20 protein-coding genes are annotated in these 19,329 nt (G+C 61.1%); 10 read left to right on the plus strand and 10 right to left on the minus strand.

From position 1 onward, the window contains the following. The first annotated feature begins 27 nt into the window (after positions 1-27). A complete protein-coding gene (locus BLS41_RS27210; RefSeq protein ID WP_074770480.1) occupies positions 28-1,347 on the plus strand; it encodes an MFS transporter in 1,320 nt (439 codons plus the stop codon). 14 nt (positions 1,348-1,361) lie between these two features. On the opposite strand, the gene BLS41_RS27215 is transcribed toward BLS41_RS27210, so the two are convergent. Beyond that, complete coding sequence (locus tag BLS41_RS27215) at positions 1,362-1,994, minus strand: LysE family translocator (RefSeq protein ID WP_074770481.1); 633 nt, start codon at positions 1,992-1,994, stop codon at positions 1,362-1,364. A gap of 151 nt (positions 1,995-2,145) precedes the next feature. On the opposite strand from BLS41_RS27215, the gene BLS41_RS27220 reads away from it, so the two are divergent. Continuing rightward, positions 2,146-2,634 carry a BON domain-containing protein gene (locus tag BLS41_RS27220; protein ID WP_253189768.1) on the plus strand — a complete coding sequence of 163 codons (489 nt, stop codon included), beginning with the start codon at positions 2,146-2,148 and terminating at the stop codon, positions 2,632-2,634. 75 nt (positions 2,635-2,709) lie between these two features. On the opposite strand, the gene BLS41_RS27225 is transcribed toward BLS41_RS27220, so the two are convergent. After that, the gene (locus tag BLS41_RS27225) at positions 2,710-3,189 is read right to left on the minus strand and encodes a carboxymuconolactone decarboxylase family protein (RefSeq protein WP_074770482.1); all 480 of its coding nucleotides are present in this window, start codon (positions 3,187-3,189) and stop codon (positions 2,710-2,712) included. A gap of 65 nt (positions 3,190-3,254) precedes the next feature. Between BLS41_RS27225 and BLS41_RS27230 the strand changes: the two genes are divergently transcribed. The 3 genes from BLS41_RS27230 to BLS41_RS27240 all read left to right on the plus strand — a co-directional run bounded on the left by BLS41_RS27230 (position 3,255) and on the right by BLS41_RS27240 (position 5,625). Then, positions 3,255-3,737 carry a MarR family winged helix-turn-helix transcriptional regulator gene (locus tag BLS41_RS27230; RefSeq protein ID WP_074770483.1) on the plus strand — a complete coding sequence of 161 codons (483 nt, stop codon included), beginning with the start codon at positions 3,255-3,257 and terminating at the stop codon, positions 3,735-3,737. 509 nt (positions 3,738-4,246) lie between these two features. Continuing rightward, positions 4,247-5,086, plus strand: coding sequence for a metallophosphoesterase (locus BLS41_RS27235; RefSeq protein ID WP_171910320.1), 840 nt, complete (start codon positions 4,247-4,249; stop codon positions 5,084-5,086). A 107-nt stretch (positions 5,087-5,193) separates the two neighbouring features. Beyond that, positions 5,194-5,625 carry a PRC-barrel domain-containing protein gene (locus BLS41_RS27240; RefSeq protein WP_074770485.1) on the plus strand — a complete coding sequence of 144 codons (432 nt, stop codon included), beginning with the start codon at positions 5,194-5,196 and terminating at the stop codon, positions 5,623-5,625. A 37-nt stretch (positions 5,626-5,662) separates the two neighbouring features. Here BLS41_RS27240 and BLS41_RS27245 read toward each other — a convergent pair whose 3' ends face one another. Together BLS41_RS27245 and BLS41_RS27250 are read right to left on the minus strand one after the other, a co-directional pair. Beyond that, positions 5,663-6,625, minus strand: coding sequence for a substrate-binding domain-containing protein (locus tag BLS41_RS27245; RefSeq protein WP_074770486.1), 963 nt, complete (start codon positions 6,623-6,625; stop codon positions 5,663-5,665). Beyond that, a complete protein-coding gene (locus BLS41_RS27250; protein WP_074770487.1) occupies positions 6,622-8,013 on the minus strand; it encodes a leucine-rich repeat-containing protein kinase family protein in 1,392 nt (463 codons plus the stop codon). The genes BLS41_RS27245 and BLS41_RS27250 overlap by 4 nt, the downstream gene beginning before the upstream one ends. Positions 8,014-8,315: 302 nt before the next feature. Between BLS41_RS27250 and BLS41_RS27255 the strand changes: the two genes are divergently transcribed. Next, positions 8,316-8,930 (plus strand): methylated-DNA--[protein]-cysteine S-methyltransferase, encoded by a 615-nt coding sequence (locus BLS41_RS27255; RefSeq protein WP_074770488.1) that lies wholly within the window; start codon positions 8,316-8,318, stop codon positions 8,928-8,930. Between the two features lie 75 nt (positions 8,931-9,005). Here BLS41_RS27255 and BLS41_RS27260 read toward each other — a convergent pair whose 3' ends face one another. Continuing rightward, positions 9,006-9,884 (minus strand): LysR substrate-binding domain-containing protein, encoded by an 879-nt coding sequence (locus BLS41_RS27260; protein WP_074770489.1) that lies wholly within the window; start codon positions 9,882-9,884, stop codon positions 9,006-9,008. Positions 9,885-10,084: 200 nt separating this feature from the next. On the opposite strand from BLS41_RS27260, the gene BLS41_RS27265 reads away from it, so the two are divergent. Continuing rightward, positions 10,085-10,972 carry an alpha/beta fold hydrolase gene (locus BLS41_RS27265; protein WP_074771219.1) on the plus strand — a complete coding sequence of 296 codons (888 nt, stop codon included), beginning with the start codon at positions 10,085-10,087 and terminating at the stop codon, positions 10,970-10,972. 54 nt (positions 10,973-11,026) lie between these two features. Then, positions 11,027-11,773 (plus strand): SDR family NAD(P)-dependent oxidoreductase, encoded by a 747-nt coding sequence (locus BLS41_RS27270; protein WP_074770490.1) that lies wholly within the window; start codon positions 11,027-11,029, stop codon positions 11,771-11,773. A gap of 117 nt (positions 11,774-11,890) precedes the next feature. On the opposite strand, the gene BLS41_RS27275 is transcribed toward BLS41_RS27270, so the two are convergent. The 4 genes from BLS41_RS27275 to BLS41_RS27290 all read right to left on the minus strand — a co-directional run bounded on the left by BLS41_RS27275 (position 11,891) and on the right by BLS41_RS27290 (position 16,105). Next, positions 11,891-12,598: a dienelactone hydrolase family protein gene (locus BLS41_RS27275; RefSeq protein ID WP_074770491.1), complete on the minus strand. Its 708-nt coding sequence runs from the start codon at positions 12,596-12,598 to the stop codon at positions 11,891-11,893. An 88-nt stretch (positions 12,599-12,686) separates the two neighbouring features. Beyond that, positions 12,687-13,130, minus strand: a complete 444-nt coding sequence (gene cynS, locus BLS41_RS27280; RefSeq protein WP_074771220.1) for a cyanase — start codon at positions 13,128-13,130, stop codon at positions 12,687-12,689. Between the two features lie 803 nt (positions 13,131-13,933). Continuing rightward, the gene (locus BLS41_RS27285; RefSeq protein WP_074771221.1) at positions 13,934-14,998 is read right to left on the minus strand and encodes a porin; all 1,065 of its coding nucleotides are present in this window, start codon (positions 14,996-14,998) and stop codon (positions 13,934-13,936) included. Between the two features lie 213 nt (positions 14,999-15,211). After that, a complete protein-coding gene (locus tag BLS41_RS27290; protein WP_074770492.1) occupies positions 15,212-16,105 on the minus strand; it encodes a LysR substrate-binding domain-containing protein in 894 nt (297 codons plus the stop codon). A 116-nt stretch (positions 16,106-16,221) separates the two neighbouring features. Here BLS41_RS27290 and BLS41_RS27295 point away from each other — a divergent pair, with 116 nt between their 5' ends. Further along, entirely contained in the window at positions 16,222-17,100 is an 879-nt protein-coding gene (locus tag BLS41_RS27295) for an NmrA/HSCARG family protein (RefSeq protein ID WP_074770493.1), read from the plus strand. Between the two features lie 287 nt (positions 17,101-17,387). After that, positions 17,388-18,455, plus strand: coding sequence for an SDR family oxidoreductase (locus BLS41_RS27300; protein ID WP_074770494.1), 1,068 nt, complete (start codon positions 17,388-17,390; stop codon positions 18,453-18,455). A 14-nt stretch (positions 18,456-18,469) separates the two neighbouring features. Here BLS41_RS27300 and BLS41_RS27305 read toward each other — a convergent pair whose 3' ends face one another. Beyond that, positions 18,470-19,249: an IclR family transcriptional regulator gene (locus BLS41_RS27305; RefSeq protein ID WP_074770495.1), complete on the minus strand. Its 780-nt coding sequence runs from the start codon at positions 19,247-19,249 to the stop codon at positions 18,470-18,472. Positions 19,250-19,329 lie beyond the last annotated feature (80 nt).

Here is a 19,329-nt window from a genome sequence, read left to right on the forward strand (position 1 = left end):
GCTCACCACCTCTCAAGGAGAACAGGAATGTCCGCTAACCCCACGCCGTCACCGGCAATGGTGAGAAAGGTGGTGATTGCCTCCATTCTCGGCAATGCGTTCGAGTGGTTCGACTTCGCCATTTACGGGCTTTTCGCGGTGACGATCGCGAGGCTGTATTTTCCCGCCGACAACGCGCTCGCCTCGCTGATGCTCACGCTGGCGACTTTCGGCATTGGCTTCGCGGTACGTCCGCTCGGTGGCGTCTTGCTGGGGTTATACGGCGACCGGGTCGGCCGCAAGAAGGCGCTGTCGGTCACCATCGTGCTGATGGCGGTCGGCACCGGCATGATCGGTTTGCTGCCTACCTACGCCGCGATTGGCGTCGCCGCACCGATCCTGATGGTGCTCGCGCGAATGATCCAGGGCATGTCTGCGGGTGGCGAATTCAGCGGCGCGACTACGATGCTGGTGGAATTCGCTCCGGCTCATCGCCGCGGCTTTTTCGGCAGTTTTCAGATGTGCTCGCAGGCGCTGGCGTTTTCGCTAGGTGCAGCCGTCGCGTATTTGCTCACCACGCATCTCGACCCGGTGCAACTCGAAACCTGGGGGTGGCGTCTGCCGTTTCTGTTCGGCATCCTGATCGGACCAGTGGGCTGGCTGATTCGCTCAAAGGTCGACGAATCGCCGGAGTTTCTGGCCTATCGCCGTTCGGCTGCGAATGCGTCGGAGCAGGCCACACGAACGCCGTTACGCGACATTCTGCGAAAGTACCCGCGCGAGTTGATTTCGAGCACCGGCATTTGTGTGGTGGGCACTGTTTCTGCGTACGTCTTTGTGTTCTTCCTGCCGATCTTCGCTAAACAGCGCCTGGGAATTGCGACAGCCGATGCGAATCTTTCGACATTCGTCGGCACTGCGGTCATTCTGGTGTTCTGTCCGTTGGCCGGTTATCTGTCGGATCGTTACGGACGCAAGGCGATATTGCTACCCGGCATGCTGGGATATGGCGTCGCAGCCTGGTTTCTCTTTCATCACTTCATCAGCGCACCGTCGTTTCAGTCGCTACTGATGCTGCAAATCGGCGTGTCGTTCTTCATGAGCTTTATCTGGGCGCCCGTACCGATCGTGTTGACAGAAGTGTTCCCGGTTGGCGTGCGTTCGACTGGCGCAGCGCTGACCTACAATCTGGCAGTGTTGTTATTCGGCGGACTCGCGCCGTTCATCAACACCTGGCTGGTCAAGGTAACAGGTAGCAATGCCGCGCCGTTGTACTACGTGATGTTCAGTCTTCTGATCGGCGTGGTAAGTACGGTGCTACTGCCTGAAGCGAGTCGCGGCAGCCTGCGTGCGCGAGCGGCGTCGTAACGAGGCGCGCCGGATCACACCCGCCTGGTCGTCAGAAGCTTGATGCCCAGCACGACAAAGATCAGGCCACTGCACCGTTTCACGGCGGATAGCCAGCGGCTTGCACCGAGACGGTTGTGAATGCCACGCACGCTGAGTGAGTAAATGGTATGCACGATCGCGACAATTTCGGCCACCGTCAGATACATGATGATGAACTGCTCCGGCAATCCGCGATCGTGTGCAATGAATTGCGGCATGAATGCGGACAGGAAAATCAATGTCTTCGGATTGCTGCCCGACACCAGTAGCGCTTCGCGGAACACTTTCCTTCTGTCCAGCGTGTACACGGGCAAGGTAGCGGGCGGCTGGCCGGTGCGCGCCTTGCCGCCTTGCAATTGCTTCACGCCGAGGTACATGAGATACGCCGCGCCGGTCACCTTCATGCCGACAAAGAGTACCGGCAATGCCGCCAGAATCGCGCCAACTCCTAACGCAACTAGCGCGACAACGACGAACTGCGCCAGCAGATTCCCCGCAATGGTCGAGGCCGTTCCGCTGCTTCCATAACGCACCGTATTGCGGATCACGAGTAGAACATTCGGACCTGGTGAGATCGTCGTAATGAGATATGCGGTAGCGAAGAGAAGCCAGGTGTGAAATGACATTGCGCGCTCAGAGGGTTTATTTTGAAGGCTGTCGCCAATACCTCGGGATAATGCCATGAATAAAATCCCCCGGTCCCACCCTGAAGTATAAGGTCAGCAGATTCACACAATTGCCCCATGATCGCGGCCTATAATCCGATCAGTTAGACTCATGGCACTCTTTGTACGGCATCGCGTTTCGCTGCCTCGCCGCCGCCGACATCACGCGACGGAGAAGCGGATTCAGAAAAACGGCAATGGAGGCATTGTGAAAACGAGTGGCGCAAATAGAATAACCGGCGCGTTGGCCGCCCTGGCCATCAGCATTTGCGCGCTGGGCGCGAGTTCGGCGCAAGCGCAGACACCCAACGATGCGCCGAACGGCGCAGCTGTGTCGGGCCAGTCGATCACCACCTCATCGGTACACCGTAGAAGCGACAACGACATTGTTCGCGACGTGCGCCGCGCGCTCTCGCGAACGCCGGGACTGAATCCGTCGGGTATTCATGTGCGTTCGCGCAACGCCGCCGTGACGCTAACAGGCCGAGTACCGCAACGCTCACAGATCGCAAGAGCTAGCAGTGCCGCACGATCGGTGCGTGGCGTCAGGTCCGTTTCCAACCGGCTGACGGTGGTCACGCGAGGCGGCAACGTGCATTAACGGCACCGCGCGCACGTCGTTTCATTCATCGACTGCGCGCAATACGGCGGGTGCAGCCGTTCATCGCGACGGCCCTCAATCGAGTCGATCAGCAGGTATAGGCGGCGAGAAACGCAACGCGCCCGCGATACGGTTCCACGCATTGATTGCGCCGATCGCCGTCGTCAGGAACGCAATCTCCGTTTTCGAAAATTGCGTCTGCACTTCCGCGTGGTCGGCGTCGGCAACATGCCGCGAAGGCATCAAGGTCAGCGCCTCCGTCCACGCCAGCGCCGCGCGCTCGCGCGCCGAAAACAAACCGACTTCACGCCATGTCGCGACAAGATCGAGTTTGGCAGGCGTGACTCTCAGCTTGCGCGCGTAATTCAGATGATATTGAAGACAGAACGCACAGCCGTTCAGTTGCGAAGCGCGCACCTTGATCAACTCCGTCAACGATTTTTCGAGTCCTGAGTTGTCCACCGCCTTTCCCAGCGCGGCAAGCGCGGCCAGCACATCGGGGGCTTCACGTTCGAAATCCGGCATGTCGATCAAGGCATGATGTTCCTGCGTCATTCGCTTCTCCTTCTCAGGTAATATAAGAATTCGTACATCTTCAATAATATTCGAATTCTTACATCATGAGCAAGAAGCCACTGACGTCCCCGACGATTCCCGCAATCGGCGAAGGAAAGCGCGGAGAGCAAGGCCATATCGGTTATCTGTTGCGGCAAGCTTCCGCAGCTCATCGTATCCGCATGGAACAGGCGCTGCGGGACACGGGCATGACCGTCCCCCAGTTCCTCGTGCTGACGATGATCGCGGCCTACCCCGGTGTGTCCGGGGCCGATCTCGCACGGCTGTCGCTGCTGACGCCGCAAACCATGAGTGTCATCGTCGCGAATCTGGAACGGGACGGCATGGTGTTCCGTCAACCGCACGCGGAGCATGGACGTATTCAGCTCATCGGTATTACCGAGTCAGGCAAGAAATTCCTGTCGGGTTGTAAGGCTGCAGTCGCCGAGGCGGAGGCTGGGTTGCTCGACGGATTGTCGGCGGCCGAAGAGCGGGCGGTCCGAAAATGGCTTGTTCTGATTGCGCTTAAAACGGAGCAGATGGACTGATCGGCTTGGTATTTCAGTCGTCGCCAGACGAACATCGGGAATCCAACGGCATCACTTGTAACCGAGGGTAAGCAATCCCGCACCGCCTCAGCGGGGTTATTGCGTCCCACCTCCCCGCAGCGCCAAGCCGCTCAAGCCGCATCGAACCCGGAACACCGTTCCAGGCATGCGCCTTCTCTTTACGCGAACACACCTCGTTACAAATCGATACCGCTCGCCGTCGATTGGCAATCCACACTCCATCGCGAGCCGAAGATTCATACATGTGCTGAACCCAAAGTCGTGCATGCACGGTATCCGACTCAGTCCGCAAAGCCGTCCGTCAAGCCAGTCGTCAAGCTGATCAGCAAGAAATACAAGGCTGCTGCAAGGCCATTGCAAGCTCGCGTACCGCGTCGCCGCGCGGCAAGTTTTCCGCCTCAGATCAAACCGCCTGTATCTCCTGGACCCATCGTTATTTGTCCGGTCGCGTTCGCCGTATTCACGCTAACTTTATGTCGGTAAAAAACATGCAGAATACTTTCCTACCCGTCCGACGCTTCAAAAAGAACACCACCGGCCGTGACTTCGTCGTAGGCGATCTGCACGGTTGTTTCGCCCAGCTTCGCCAGGAACTCGAATCGCGCCAGTACGACCCGTCGCGCGACAGGTTGTTCGCTGTCGGCGATCTCGTGGACCGAGGCCATGAATCGCCGTTCGTGCTGGACGTCGTGCGCCGCTACGGCATTCAGTCGGTGCGAGGCAATCACGAGGATGTGATCGTCCGCTGGCACCGGCATGGCGGCAAGGATTCGTCGATCCGTTGCAACGGCGGCGAGTGGCTGCTCGACATGGCGGACGATACGCAGGCGGTGGACGACATCGTTGCGTACATGGCCGACCTTCCTTACGCAATCGAAATTGAAACAGACGACGGCCTGGTCGGGATCGTCCACGCGAATGTGCCGATGCCGTCGTGGGCGCAAATGGTCCAGGCGCTCGAACGGGAAAACCGCGACGGCCCGATTCGCCGCAAAGTGATCTGGGACAGGTCGCGATGGAAGTCACGCAGGTCGGCGGGATTCGCTTCGGTCCGGCACGTGGTGGCACAACTGTTCCGGCGGTGCGCGCCCGGATGGTGCGATCCGTCCCGCCCCGTCGAAGGCGTCGCTGCCGTGATCGTGGGACACACGCCGACACGTAAGCCCATCGTCCGCGCGAACGTCATCAACGTCGATACAGGACTCGTCTACGGCGGCAACCTGACACTGCTCGCGCTCGATGAAATACCCATGCTTCTAAGCCGCGCGTCGCGTGGAAAGCCCGCGCCTGCCGGTTCGAAAAACTATCCGGCGGAGTCGGGTGTGTGAGTGGCTTGCGCCCATGGCGGGCACGTCGCGTGCTTCCTGTTTCCGCGGAATGAACCCGGCTATTCGACAGATAGCCACGCAAACCAACGACATCCAGGGAGCCGAAAATGAAAGCAAAAACACTGATCTGCGCGACTGTTCTCGCCACCGTTTGTGCGTCACAAGGGGCGTTCGCGCAAGTTGCCGGATTGCAGCCGCTCGGCGGCACAGTCGAACAGACCAACGCGCTGCTCAAGGGCTGGAGCGTGCGCCGCGCACTCGTCGACGAACCGGTTTATAACGACCTCAACGACAAGATCGGCAGCATCTACGACGTGATCATTTCACCGGATCGCAAGGCGACGTATGCGGTCGTGTCGGTGGGCGGCTTCCTCGGCATGGGCAAGCACTATGTCGCGATTCCGGTCGATCACTTCGAGATTCGCGACGGCAATCTGTTCCTCGCGGGCGCGACGAAGGATGCACTGAAGTCCGTGCCGGAATTCGAGTATAACAAGCTCGAAAAGGCAACCAAACCGCACAAGGTCAAGACGGATTAACCGCAGCCTGAAACTCCGACCGGCAGTCGCCACCATTTCAATGATTGTCAGCAGTGACCAGTTGCAGCGGCGTTTCGATCACCCTCGACAATTCGCTCTGCTTTCTCTGCTCGGTCACTGCCTTCAACGCTATATCCATTCCGAAGATGGCTTGCCGGTCGGCAAACTGATTCATGCTCGCGAGCACTCGGCCATCGGCGAGTAACGGCTTGATGGCGTCGATCGCGTTATATCCGGTGACATACACTCCGCCGCTGCGGCCCGCGTCGCGAATCGCATCGACGGCACCCATCGCCATGTTGTCGTTGCCGCACAGCAACCCGCGAATCTGCGGATGGTCGTTGAGCATCTTCGACGCGACGTCACGGCCCTTTCCATATTCCCAATTGCCCGCCTCGACGGCGACTACCTTGATGCCCGCTGCGTTCATCGCGTCCGTTGCACCGGCCGTGCGTTGCTGCGCGTTCCGATCGACGGGAATGCCTTCGATGATCCCAACCTGATCGCCCGCTTTCAGATGCGTGGCGAGATATTGGCCGACCTGTGCCGCGCCGCTGCGATTATTCGGACCGACGAACGGCACCGAAATATGAGCCGCCGCCTGCGCCGCGTCGTCGAGCGGATTGTCGATCGTGATCATGATGATGCCTGCCCTGACCCCACGCGCCACGACAGCAGCGAGCGCGTGCGAGTCGGTTGGCGCGACGACGATGGCGTTCATCTTCGCCTTGATCATCGAGTCGACCATCTGGATTTGCGCGGCGGTGTCGGTCTCTTTCGCGGTGCCTCGAATGGTCAGCCCGAATTGCGATGCGTAATGCTGTTGATAATTCTGCGCGGCGTCGGCCATCGCCACCGTGAACGGATCGACTAGCGATTTCAGCACGAGCGCGATCTTCAGCTTGCCGGGTTGCGCAGCCTCGACACGTGCCGACCCGGTCAAACCGGCCGCGGCCAGCGCACCGGCAAACAGCACGCGACGGCGCATCGTCTGGATCATGGATTCTCTCCTCGCGGGTCTGGCTGGCTATTAGCCGCAACATGTTCCGAAGAATGTCCTTTCAGTGCCAGCAAACTTGCAGCGATCCCGGCGAATAACGGACGACTGCCGATATCGTCGTTCAAACAATCTTCCTTCAACGCAATCAGCTTCGTCGCGATGTTCGGTTGCGAACCCAAACCATCACATCGTTCGATCAATTCTTCGAGCAGGCAGCCGAATGCTCTGACTTCAATCCGTTGCAACGCGCCGCCGATTTCGCGATCGTCCGGCGAATAGAAAGACGCTGCGCCGAAGTCGCCCAACAGTGCATGCGCGTGTCCGTCATGCAAAATATTGTGCGCGTACAGATCGCCATGCATCACACCGCGTAGATGCAAATGATCCGCCGCTGCCGCGATGCCATGCGCGATGCTCAATGCGGAGGCCGGATCGAAGCGCGTGCCGTCGGCGTATATATCGCGCGTACATGAAGCGAGACTCGGCGGACCAGCGAGGTTGCCGAATTGCGGATCGATCAATTCCATCACGAGGCCGTGCGTTCCCGCCGGATGATCCGTTACTTTTCCGGTCACCGGAATCAGGTTCGCATGGTCGCCGGCCTGAATGCAAGCGGCCATCTCGCAGTCGGGCAGACCGTCGCTGGTCACTGCACCCTTGAACAGTTTGACGGCGACCGGCCGTGCTGCCTCAGAGCCATTCTGCCGAAGCGCCGCGCGATAAATGACCCCCGACGCGCCTTCGCCCAACGGCTGTTCGAGCGTCAACCGATCCCATTGAATTTCAGCGATAGGTGTGTCAATCAGCGCCGCTATCTCGCGCGTTTCGCTAAACGGATTGCCCGCAAAAGCGAGCCACGAAAGTCGCGGCAAACGCAGCAGCCAGCGCGGCAATTCTTCGAGCCGATTCGCGGCGAGCCGCAGCAGTTCGAGCCGCGAGCAGGCCGCCAGTTCTTCCGGCAGTTCGCGCAGGCGATTGCCCGCCAGCATCAGCTTCTGCAATTGCGAACAGGCGCCAATTTCCGCGGGCAGTGTTTCAATTTCGTTGTCGGTCAGAATCAGCCAGCGCAGTTGCGCAGCGAGCGCGTTGCCGGAAACCTGGCGGATGCGGTTGGCCTTGAAGCCCACCATGTTCAATTGCGGACACTCGCCCAACACTTCCGGCAACTCGGTGAACGGATTGTTCGACGCGAAGAAAATGCGCAATTTGCGCAGGCGGTGCAGATCGTCGGGCAACTTCGTCAGCGCATTGCCCGATAGATCGAGCACTTCGAGCGTGTCGGCGAGATCGAAAATTTCGCGCGGAAATTCGCTCAGTCCGCACGCCAGTTTGAGCTGGCGCGCGCCTGCGAGTTGTCCGTTACGCAGTTGTTCTAGTGTCGTCGTCACAGTGGCGAATGGGGTCTCTGAATGGCAGCGTGGGTCGTACTGAAGCGTACTGAAGATATCGATTCTACTGAGTCGCGAGTGAAACGTCGTACAGCATGCGCTGCATCTGATGAACAGAATCGAAAAGGGCGGTACAGTGACAGGTCAGCCATCTTCACGGCGAATTAGATAGCAAGATCTGGAGCGACGTCAGCGGGCGCGAAGTTCACACTGCCGAATATCGGTGCACTTCAGGCGATTCATCCAGCCGCCTCACCTCGCCTCGCGGCATCTGTGCCTCCAACCAGTCAGGAGCAGGACAAGTGAAGTACGCATACAAGTTGATGGATTCTCCAGTCGGTCAATTGACCCTCGTCGCCAATGGCGACAGCCTCGCCGCCATTCTCTGGGAAAACGACAAGCCGAATCGCGTGCGCGTCGGCGACATGGTCGAAGCCAACGATCGTCCCGTGCTGGTCGAAACCGCGCGGCAGTTGACCGAATACTTCGCCGGCACGCGGCACGAATTCGACCTCCCGCTCGACTTCCATGGCACCGAATTCCAGAAGCAGGTGTGGCACGCGCTGCTGACCATTCCGTTCGGCCAGACCCGCAGCTACTCGGAAATCGCGGCGCAAATCGGCAATGTGAATGCGGTGCGCGCGGTCGGTGCGGCGAATGGCCGGAATCCGATTTCGATCGTAGCGCCGTGTCATCGCGTGATCGGTGCGTCGGGCGAGTTGACCGGCTTTGCCGGCGGTCTCGCCAACAAGATGCTTCTGCTGTCGCTGGAGGCGGGGCAGACTTCGCTGGAAGCAGCGGCTGACAGGCAGATGCCAACTCAACCGCGAGCAGTGGAAGTGAAGCCGCGCACCAGGCCAGCGCGTGCTGCGACGACGCCGGACTACGGCGTGCAGGCTTCACTGTTCGGCAACTGAAAGGCGCGCACGCGTCGGAGCGACGTCACGCCTTGCACAAGGATCGGCGTCGCTTTGACTGGATGCCATCGCGCATCAAAACACCAACTCTTCCGCCTTCGACAAAAACAGCTTCAATACCGGCGACGTATTCGCCCGGCTATAACCCACCACCAGATCGACGGTAGGCGTGTCACCCTCCAGCGGCCGGCTGACCACCGACCACGGCAGCAGATTGTTCGCATACTCCGGCATCAGCGCCAGCCCGCGCGTGGACGCCACCAGCGACATGGCCATCGCCAGATTGTCGACGCCGTGCGTGGACGTGACGCTTACCCCATGCTCGCGCAAATACTGCTCGATCACCTCGTGCAGCACCCGCGCCTTGTTCGACGCCATGATGAACGTCTCTCCGGCAAAGTCCTCCGGGCGGATCGAGGTTCGCTGGGTCAGACGGTGATCGCTCGGCATCAGCACGACAAGCTTCTCGCGGCTCACCACGCGATAGTCGAGATCGAAACCCGGCTCGGCGCGCAGAAACGCTAAATCGAGCTTGCCGCGCGCGAGCGAGTCGGCGAGATCCGGCGAATAGTGGCTCGACACCGTGACGTCGATATTCGGCAGTTCGTCGCGCAGCACCTGCATCGCGCGCGGCAGCCACGTCATTTCCTGCCCGGTCAGAAACCCTAAAGCGAAAACCGGCTTGGCCGGACGCGCCGCCCGGCGTGCGGCTTCGGTGGCGGCGTCGACCTGCGTCAACGCCAGTCGCGCGTGATCGAGGAAAGCCTTGCCCGCCGCCGTCAGTTCGACACCGCGCGCGCTGCGGCTGAACAGCTCCGCCCCCACTTCGTCTTCCAGATCGCGAATCTGTCTGCTTAGCGACGGCTGCGACGTATGCAAACGCCGTTCCGCCGCGACAGTCAGGCTGCCCGTTTCGGCGACGGCCACGAAATAACGCAAATGTCGAAGCTCCATACATCCTCTTGATTCGGTCGGCGGGGTAGGCGGTGGTATGCCTCATAGGCATGCCTTCCAGCCTACAAAGTCTTTTTCCTTTGCGCAAGGTCTGGCTACATTACACATCAGGCAGCGACGCGAAGAGAATTCACCGCAGAACACCCGCCGTAAAGCGCCGCCGCACCATGCCTTTCATCTATATCGCAGAGGAACCGGAAATGAACCAGCCCATCGATTCGAATGAAATTGCCGCAACCCGCCATACCCATCAAACGGCCCCGACGCAGTACGTCGACGCCAACGGCATTCGCTTTGCGTATCGCCGCTTCGGCAAGGCGGGCGGCGTGCCGCTGGTGTTCAACATCCACTTCACCGGCACGATGGATCACTGGGATCCGGCCGTGACCGACGGCTTCGCCCAGCATCGCGAAGTGATCCTGTTCAACAACGCGGGTATTTCGAGCACGTCCGGCGACGTGTCGGAATCGATCGAGGAAATGGCGGCCAACGCCGCCGCGTTCATCAAGGCACTGGGCCTGACAAAGGTCGACGTGCTCGGCTTTTCGATGGGCGGTCTGATTGCACAAACGCTCGCACTCGCCGAGCCGCAGCTGGTGCGACGTCTGATTCTGGTCGGCACCGGCCCGCGCAGCGGCGAAGCGATGAATTCGCTGACGCCCGAAGCGCAGGACATCTTCGGCGCCACGTATGCGCAACCGGACGATTTGTGGCTGCGCGTGCACTTCTCGCCGTCGGCGGCGAGCCAGGCGGCAGGCCGCATGTTCGTGCAGCGCTTTCGTCTGCGCAGCGAAGGGCGCGACCCGGATGCCAACGAGAAAGTCGCGCCGGCTCAACTGGCGGCGCTCGCCAAATGGGGCGCACCGCGCGAAAACCCGTTCGACTATCTGCACGCGCTTCAGCAGCCGACGCTCGTGATCAACGGCGATAACGACGTGATCATCTACTCGATCAACTCGTGGATTCTTCAGCAAAACATTCCGAATGCGCAGCTGATCATTTATCCCGATGCGAATCACGGCTCGCTTTATCAGTACCCGGAACGCTTTGTCACGCACGTCGAGCAGTTTCTAAGCGACGGCGAATGAGCGGCCCAGACACGCCAACCGCAACCTTTTCAATCGATCCAACGGAGTCTAATCATGAACAATCTCGCCGGTAAAACCGCACTCGTCACTGGTGCATCACGCGGCATCGGCCGCGCCACGGCACTCGCCCTCGCCAGCGCGGGCGCGCAGGTTCTCGTCCACTACAGCAGCGCGGAGAAAGAAGCCGATGCCGTTGTCGCGGAAATTCGCGCGGCGGGCGGCAATGCGCAAAAGGTCGCCGCCGATCTGCGCAACGCGGACGGCCCGCATGCGCTGGCGAAACAGGTCCGCGCCGTCATCGGACAGCGCCTCGATATCCTGGTCGCGAACGCAGGCATTTCAAAAGCGGCCACGATCGAGGACACGACCGTCGCCGATTTCGACGACCTGTTCGCGGTGAACGTGCGTGCGCCCTACTTTCTCGTCCAGCAGTTGTTGCCGGTAATGTGCGAGGGCAGCAGCGTGGTGTTGCTGTCGTCGCTCGCGGCACGCACGGCTGTCGGCACGCTGCCGGCCTACGCGGCCACCAAGGGCGCGGTGAGCACGCTCGTCACGCACTTCGCGTCCGCACTCGGCGAACGTGGCATTCGCGTGAATGCGGTCGCACCGGGCGTCGTCGAAACGGATATGTCGAACTTCACGAAGACGGACGCGGGACGCGCCGTGACGTTAGGCATGCAGGCGTTGAAACGCGTCGCGCAACCGGACGACATTGCTGGCGCGGTGACCTTTCTCGCGTCGGATGCAGCACGCTGGATCACGGGCGAAACGCTGCATGTGGATGGCGGCTCAAAGCTTTAAGCCTGCCGCGTAGGCTGAAGCGGTGATTGCAGTTGCGGAAGATGGACAGGAAAACGCTCCGGCGTGCCGCGCAGATTCAGATTTCACGCACGCACGCCGGACATTCTTAAACCCCGCTCACTTCCACAACGTGCGGCCGAAGAACGTCAGCACACGATCCCACGCCTGCTGCGCCCAAACCGGATCGTATTGCGTCTTCGCAATGCGGCCCGGACCGACCGCCGTTTCATTCGCGAACGCGTGATGCGCGAGATAGCGATGAAACTCGACATCGACATTGGCTTCGTTGAGCTTCTTCTCCAGCGCGTCGACCGTCTCGGCGGGGAAGAACTCATCCTGCAGCGCCCACTGACCGATCACCGGCACCTTGATTTTCGATGCATCGATGTAGTCCAGCGGAGGGAAGCCGTACCACACCGCACCCGCCGCCACTTCGGGGATGTTGCACAGCGCGAGCAACGTGAGCGCGCCGCCCATGCAGTAGCCGGTCACGGCCACCTTGTCCGCCTGCTGCTTCAGATACTGGACCGCGCCGCGCACGTCCTGGGTGGCTGTGTCGCCGAAATCGAGCCCGCTCATCAGGTGGTGCGCTTCTTCCTCTTCGACTGTCGATTTGCCGCGATAAAGATCGGGCACCAGCGCCAGATAGCCCGCCGCCGCGAGCCGGTCGGCCACGCCGCGAATCTGGTCGTTCAAGCCCCACCACTCCTGAATCACGACGATCGCGGGCGCGCCTTCCGTTTTCTCCGGCTTGGCCAGATAGCCCTGAAGCTGCTGACCATCGGGGCGGCTGAACGTGACCATCGAACCTGCTGACTGTTTCATCGATTGCTCCTTGGGGTGGACGAAACCGCTAGCATAGCTTCACTGCGATGGATTCTGCTGACGCCCGCACGGCAGGCGTTCCGCGTATTCAATACGACTTGTACGGAAGGAATTTGCCGCTCAGCACGACCTGAACGCGGTCGCCGTTTGCATTGGGTTCGCGCTGGATATCCATCGAAAAATCGATCGCGCTCATGATGCCGTCGCCGAACTCTTCGTGGATCAGTTCCTTGATCGTGGTCCCATACACGTTGACGATTTCATACCAGCGATAAATCAGCGGATCGGTCGGTACCGCGCTCTCCAGTGAACCTTTGTAGGGGACGATTTGCAGCCACGCGGTTTCTTCGTCGGTCAGATCGAACAACTCCCGCGCAACCGCCGCCTGCTTCACGTCGAGCGTCATCTGGCCGAGCAGCGCGGCGGTCGTCCACTCCTTGCTCTTGCCGATCTTCGCGGCAATTTCGCTCCACGTCATCTTGCCCGCGACTTTGGCGGCGACGATTTTCTTCGTGACTTCATTGCGATCCATGATTGCGTCCTTTTGAATGGGCGGGATACACATTTCAGATGAGGCAAGCCGATAGTAACCGGCGGCGAGGCGCGTCAAAAAGCGCATTGACGGTTCGCTATGCGCGTTATATCCGGATACACCTGCGCAGCGTGAAATTCACGAATGCCCAAAATGTGGGTTGATCGAAATAGGTATTGGTCCTCCGAGAAATGCCGATCTGATTCAGTGAGTAATTACTATCAGTGTACTGAACAAAAATTCGCCTAGATCAGGGAAAACCCTATGTATTTATCAGATGTAGCGCCAGATTAATTAAGACCGGTCTCAACGACAAAATTTATCGACATCCATATAATCACGTTGATGCGTTTTGGTTTAAGATCACGCCCAGCAGAGCCGCTGTGCTGCCATGCAGGCCGCCTCAGCGTTTCAAAAGCGCCACCCATCGAAACCAAACCGCTGCAATTTTTCGATATCAACTTAACGTCCCGTCATATCGCCGCGGCAAATTGTTAAATCGTCGGGAAATTGCTGATTACCGTCTCTCAGGTTCTGGCAAGCATCCCTCGGACGCCAGAATCTTTTGGCCGACACTCTGTGTCGGCCATTTTTTTTGTTAATTTAATTTTACAAAATAATACAAAGCGGATTGCCAGCGTGATTAGATGGCAATCCTGTCATCTTTCTCGAACTCGCCGAAAGCGGATCGACAAAATTCAATCGATTTTTCAATCGCGCGGATATCCGGCGACGCAATGAATCCGTGCATGTAAATTGGCGTGGCCGATGTTTCCGCTGACCCTCACGCGTGGCCGGAAGCATTAAAACCGTTGCACCACGCCGAGTTGCACGCCCGCGACCGGCGCGCCCGGATACGCAACCGGCAACCCGGTCACATTGACGCCTCGCAACGTAAAGCGCGCGTCGTCGTGATTCGACAGATAGGCGGCGCTGAAGTAGACCAGCAACGTCCGCGAAAACTCATATTCGAATGCCGCGCTGAACTGGTCGGCGCTCGCGCTCCCGGTTGAATAATCGCGCACGTGCGCGTAGCCGAGCGACGCCCGCGCGCGCGGGGAAAAACTGTATTGCGCGGACACCGACCCGCCCGCGCCGTGATAGAGCGGCGTGCCGCCATCGCCGTTGAAGAACGCGAGCCACACGCGGATCTTGTCGAACGCGTAGCTCGCGCCGCCGAGATTCGCCCGCAATGCCCCCGCGCCATGTGTCTGCTGACGCGCGTAAAGCAGTTTCAGCCGATCGAACCGATAGCCGGCAGTCACGTAGTAGCCGTCGATCCCGTTGCCGTCGTCCTCCGATGGATCGCGCGTCGCCATCATCACGGTGGCGTCGAAGCCGCCGACCACGGGCGACAGATACGTCAGCGCGTTACTCGCGTACGGCGTGATCTTCGACAGGTTGTTGAGGCCGGACGCGATCGTGCCTGCGCCGAAAGCATCGAGATCGCCTTTGAACGGGATGTAGATCGGCGAATACTGGCGACCGAAACGCACCTCGCCCCACGGGCCGCGTGCGCCGATCCAGGCCTGGCGGTTGAACAGCACGCCGGGGCTTTGAAACGTGCCGTCGGTTGAGCCGAAACCGTTTTCCAGCGTGAACACAATCGCGGTGTCGTCGCCGATCGGCTCCGAACCGCGCAGGCCGACGCGTGATCCGCGATAGGCGCCTGAGTCCATGCGCGGCGTCCACCCGGAGCCCGGATCGGTGATTTCGATGCTGGTGTCGAGCACGCCGTATAGCGACACGAAGCCGCCGTTTCCGTCAGGCGCCGCGACGCTGGATGTGCAAAAGAGCAGCGCCACGCCGCCGACGACACCCACACACAGCCGCAAACGCGCGCGGGGCTGTCCGGCGTGCGTCTGCATCGCGGTGTGCCCACGCGGGGTGATTGCGCGAAAGCGTGTCGGAGCGCGATACAGATCGAATCCTCCGGGAGCATTGGAACGAATGCGGCGTCGCGACGGGCGAAGCAAAACGCCGCCCATGGTTACGCGGCGCGCAGATTCGCAGCGGCGGCTCGCGCGCGGACCGCTCATTGTGTCGGCCGGACAATGAGCAGCGATGTGCGTTCGCGCACGTCACGCCGCCCCGCACTCCCATCCCTGCAAATCGTCCAGCAGATTCATGAACGCCCGCACCTTGACGCTCAGCAAGCGGCGCGAGTTGTACAGCGCCCAGATTTCAACCGGCGGCTCTTCGGGCTTGCCCCAGCAAACCAGCCGTCCGGCGGACACATCCCGCTCGACCAGCAGTCGCGGCAACAGCGCCGCGCCCACGCCTTCGAGCACGGCTTCGCGCACCATCAGCAGCGACGAGAGCCGCAGTACGGGCATCGGCGCGAGTGAACCCAGCGAGCCGTCGGCGGCTCGCATCGTCCAGATCGAGCCGCCGGCCGCCGCCGACAGCACGACAGCGGGCACCGGCAACGCAGTGGTATCGGCGGGCGATTGCGGCGGACGCGCCATCGCCGGCGCGGCGACCACCATCCGTTCGTCGCTGTAAATGCGCCGCCCAATCAGCAACTCGTCTCGCGGAGGATTGATGCGGATCACGAGGTCGTAACCATCCTCCACCGGATCGGCCCGGCGATCTTCCGCGACGACTTCCAGTTCGACCTGCGGATAAGCCAACGCAAAGCGCGTCGCGATCCGGCACAGCACCACGTGCGCGAACACGATTGGCGCGCTGATTCGCAAGCGTCCGCGCGGCACCGGCGCACTCGACGCGACGTCTTCGCCCGCCTCCTGAATCTCGGTCATCGGGCCGCGCGTGCGCTCGTGCAGAACCCGGCCTTCCTCGGTCAGACGCAGCGTGCGCGAGCCGCGCTCGATCAGGCGCACGCCGAGTTGCTCCTCCAGTTCCGCCACGCGCCGCGACAGCGTGGCCTTCGGACGATTCAGCGCCCGGCCCGCAGGCCCAAAGCCTCCATGCAGCGCGACCGCATTGAAATCGGCTAGTGAAGTCAGATCCATAATCGTTCCATAAATGAGACGGTTCGTCTGAATTCTGGCACTTTCGGTGCGCGAGTGGAACGCCTATTGTTCTCCCTGACGGACTGATTCCAGTCCCACCATCCAGGGAGAAAGTCATGGCCATTCTCGTAACCGGTAGCACAGGCGTCATCGGCAAGCAGGTTCTCGATCATCTGAACGGCAGCGGCGTGGAGATTCGCGCGCTCACGCGTTCGCCGGAAAAAGCGCAGTTTCCCGCAGGCGTCGTGGCGGTACAGGGCGATCTGTCCGACGTGGACGGCTTGCGTCGCGCGATGAACGGCGTCAGCACGCTGTTCCTGCTTGCCCCGAATGCCGCCGACGAACTCACGCAAGCGCTTCAGGCTCTGAGCGTGGCCCGCGAAACCGGCGTGAAAGGCGTGGTGTATCTGTCGGTGTTCAAAGGTGCGGAATATGTCGACGTGCCGCACTTCACCAGCAAATACACGGTCGAGCGGATGATCGAGCATTGCGATCTTCCGGCCACCGTGTTGCGCCCGGCATACTTCATCCAGAACGACGTGCGGCAGAAAGATCCGCTGCTCGCGCACGGTGTGTACGGGATGCCCATCGGCTCGAAGGGAATTTCGATGGTCGACGTCCGCGATATCGGCGATGCCGCCGCGCGCGAACTGTTGCGCCGCGAACGCGCCGCCGGCCCGCTGCCGCGCGAGACCTACGAACTTGTCGGCCCTGACGCAATCGATGCGCAAACCGTGGCGTCGATCTGGGCCGAAGCACTGGGACGGACGGTGCGCTACGGCGGCGACGATCTCGACTTGCTCGAACAACGTCTGAAGGCAGCCGCGCCGCCGTGGCTCGCTTATGACATGCGTCTGATGATGAGCCGCTATCAGCAGGACGGCGCGGCGGCATCGGCGGCCGAGGTCGAACGGCTGACGAGCTTGCTGGGGCGAGCGCCGCGCTCGTATCGGGACTTCGCGCGGGAGATGGCCACGGCATGGGCCAAGGGCTGAGGGCTACCCAGCCACCCGGCTGGCGGGCTGGCGGGCGGGCTGGCTGGCGGGCTGGCGGGCCGGCCCGCTCACCCCCTTCCAATAAAAGCGTCCGCCGGCAGCGACCGGACGCTCATCGTCAAACAGGCCGATAATCGCGGCACCGGACCTCGCGTTGCCCCGGCCTCCCGCTGAACCGGTCGCCCTAACGCAGGTCCCTTCTGATGCTGGAGACATTTAGCTCGCGGTTCAACCCGGTCGCAGAACCTCACCGTGTCCACAAGCCTTCATTCGACGACATCACTCTCATGGAAAAACGAGCACTCATCATTGGCGCGAGCGGCATTGTCGGCGGTAATCTCGCCGATCGGCTGGTCGCCAACGGCTGGCACGTCAGCGGACTGTCGCGCGGCCGCACGCCCGTCTCGCCGTCGATCGAATCGATCACCGCCGATCTGAATTCCGCCGATTCCGTCACCGCGGCGCTGGCCGGCAAGTCGTTCACCCACGTGTTTTTTACCGCCTGGTCGCGGCAGGCCACGGAAAAGGAAAACATTCGCGTGAACGGCGCGATGGTGCAGAACGTGATGGACGCCATCGGGCCGTCCGGCACGCTCGTGCATGCCGCGCTCGTGACCGGTCTGAAGCACTATCTCGGACCGTTCGAAGCCTATGCGACCGGCGCGGTGCCGATCACGCCGTTTCGCGAGGAACAGGGCCGGCAGCCGGTCGACAACTTTTACTACGAGCAGGAAGACCGGCTGTTCGACGCGGCAAAGCGTTACGGCTTCAGCTGGAGCGTGCATCGTCCGCATACGATCATCGGCTACGCGCTCGGCAATGCGATGAACATGGGCGTGACGCTCGCGGTCTATGCATCGTTGTGCAAGGCGACCGGTCAGCCGTTTGTCTTTCCGGGGTCGGCGGCGCAATGGAACAGTCTCACCGACATGACCGACGCGACGCTGCTCGCGCGACATCTCGAATGGGCCGCGACATCCCCGAATGCACGCAACGAAGATTTCAACGTGGTCAACGGCGACGTGTTCCGCTGGCAATGGATGTGGTCGCAGATCGCTGCGTATTTCGGCATTGAAGCGGCGCCGTTCGACGGCGAAACGCGTCCGCTCGAAGGCCGTATGCAGGACGCGGGAACGACGTGGGCCGAGATCGCCGCGCGCTTCGATCTGAAGGAAGCGGACATCGGCAAGCTCGCGTCGTGGTGGCATACCGACGCCGACCTCGGCCGTCCGATGGAAGTGCTCACCGATATGACGAAGAGCCGCAAAGCCGGCTTCCTCGATTATCAAGGCACGCCGGATGCGTTCTTCGCGTTGTTCGATCGCCTGAAAGCCGAGCGGATCATCCCGCAATAAACCCGCGCGGTTGATTACCGCCGGCTGAACAGCGGCGACGCGTGGCTCGCCGCCGCCAGTTCCGACGCGGCGGCCAGCAGCGTCGGGCCCAGCTTCTCCATGCGCTTTTCATCGAGCCGGACCAGCGGCCCGGCAATGCTGATCACGCCCATCGCCGCATAGCCGCGCCGCTGCACCGGCGCGGCCATCGCCGTCATGCCGGGCGCGAACACCTCGTTGATCGTCGCGTAGCCTCGCTCCCTCGCGGCGTGGACGAACGTCAGCAATCCTGCAATCGTGGTCGGCGCGTTCGGCCCGTACTGTTTCGGCTGACCGAAGCCTTGGCGCGACACGAGTTCGAGCGCGCGTTCGTCGGTCATCGTCATCATCCATGCGTGACCCGTGGCGCTGCACGACAGGATCGTGTCCATGCCCATGTCGGGGTCGTAGCGCAATCCCTTCAGCGCGCCTTGCGCCTTCGCGACCCACGTCAACCGGTCGCCGTCGACGATGGCGAGCCGCACCAGTTCGCCCGATGTTTCCGCCAGCCGGTCGAGCATGGTTTGCGCGATGTCGACGATGCCGGACGTCGCGAGAAAGCCGAGTCCGAGGCCGACGAGTTTCGTGGTGAGCACGTAATCGCCGTGCTCGCGCAATTGCCGCACATAACCGCATTGCTTCAGATCGACCAGCAGCCGGTGACACGCGCTTCTCGGAATATCGAGTTCGTCGGCGATCATTGCGAGCGGCGTGCCCTCCATCTGCGTGGCGAGAAATTCGAGGACGGCGAGGGTGCGTTCGGTGACGCCGGGCATGTCTGTCTCCGTGTTTTCGTTTGATGTGGCGTGTGTTGTCGCGCGCATTCCTGCGTGCGTTTGCGTCGCTTGAACGCGAT

The sequence above is a fragment of the Paraburkholderia fungorum genome (assembly GCF_900099835.1).
In the GTDB taxonomy this organism is placed as follows: domain Bacteria; phylum Pseudomonadota; class Gammaproteobacteria; order Burkholderiales; family Burkholderiaceae; genus Paraburkholderia; species Paraburkholderia fungorum_A.

Bases quoted from the DNA above. Each gene is read 5' to 3' on its own strand.
- BLS41_RS27210 (WP_074770480.1), top strand. From the start codon at position 28: ATGTCCGCTAACCCCACGCCGTCACCGGCAATGGTGAGAAAGGTGGTG.
- BLS41_RS27270 (WP_074770490.1), top strand. From the start codon at position 11,027: ATGAACAATCTCGCCGGTAAAACCGCACTCGTCACTGGTGCATCACGC.
- BLS41_RS27290 (WP_074770492.1), bottom strand. From the start codon at position 16,105: ATGGATCTGACTTCACTAGCCGATTTCAATGCGGTCGCGCTGCATGGA.
- BLS41_RS27245 (WP_074770486.1), bottom strand. From the start codon at position 6,625: ATGATCCAGACGATGCGCCGTCGCGTGCTGTTTGCCGGTGCGCTGGCC.
- BLS41_RS27275 (WP_074770491.1), bottom strand. From the start codon at position 12,598: ATGAAACAGTCAGCAGGTTCGATGGTCACGTTCAGCCGCCCCGATGGT.
- BLS41_RS27215 (WP_074770481.1), bottom strand. From the start codon at position 1,994: ATGTCATTTCACACCTGGCTTCTCTTCGCTACCGCATATCTCATTACG.
- BLS41_RS27235 (WP_171910320.1), top strand. From the start codon at position 4,247: ATGCAGAATACTTTCCTACCCGTCCGACGCTTCAAAAAGAACACCACC.
- cynS (WP_074771220.1), bottom strand. From the start codon at position 13,130: ATGGATCGCAATGAAGTCACGAAGAAAATCGTCGCCGCCAAAGTCGCG.
- BLS41_RS27260 (WP_074770489.1), bottom strand. From the start codon at position 9,884: ATGGAGCTTCGACATTTGCGTTATTTCGTGGCCGTCGCCGAAACGGGC.
- BLS41_RS27225 (WP_074770482.1), bottom strand. From the start codon at position 3,189: ATGACGCAGGAACATCATGCCTTGATCGACATGCCGGATTTCGAACGT.
- BLS41_RS27240 (WP_074770485.1), top strand. From the start codon at position 5,194: ATGAAAGCAAAAACACTGATCTGCGCGACTGTTCTCGCCACCGTTTGT.
- BLS41_RS27230 (WP_074770483.1), top strand. From the start codon at position 3,255: ATGAGCAAGAAGCCACTGACGTCCCCGACGATTCCCGCAATCGGCGAA.
- BLS41_RS27300 (WP_074770494.1), top strand. From the start codon at position 17,388: ATGGAAAAACGAGCACTCATCATTGGCGCGAGCGGCATTGTCGGCGGT.
- BLS41_RS27265 (WP_074771219.1), top strand. From the start codon at position 10,085: ATGAACCAGCCCATCGATTCGAATGAAATTGCCGCAACCCGCCATACC.
- BLS41_RS27305 (WP_074770495.1), bottom strand. From the start codon at position 19,249: ATGCCCGGCGTCACCGAACGCACCCTCGCCGTCCTCGAATTTCTCGCC.
- BLS41_RS27285 (WP_074771221.1), bottom strand. From the start codon at position 14,998: ATGCAGACGCACGCCGGACAGCCCCGCGCGCGTTTGCGGCTGTGTGTG.
- BLS41_RS27220 (WP_253189768.1), top strand. From the start codon at position 2,146: ATGGCACTCTTTGTACGGCATCGCGTTTCGCTGCCTCGCCGCCGCCGA.
- BLS41_RS27295 (WP_074770493.1), top strand. From the start codon at position 16,222: ATGGCCATTCTCGTAACCGGTAGCACAGGCGTCATCGGCAAGCAGGTT.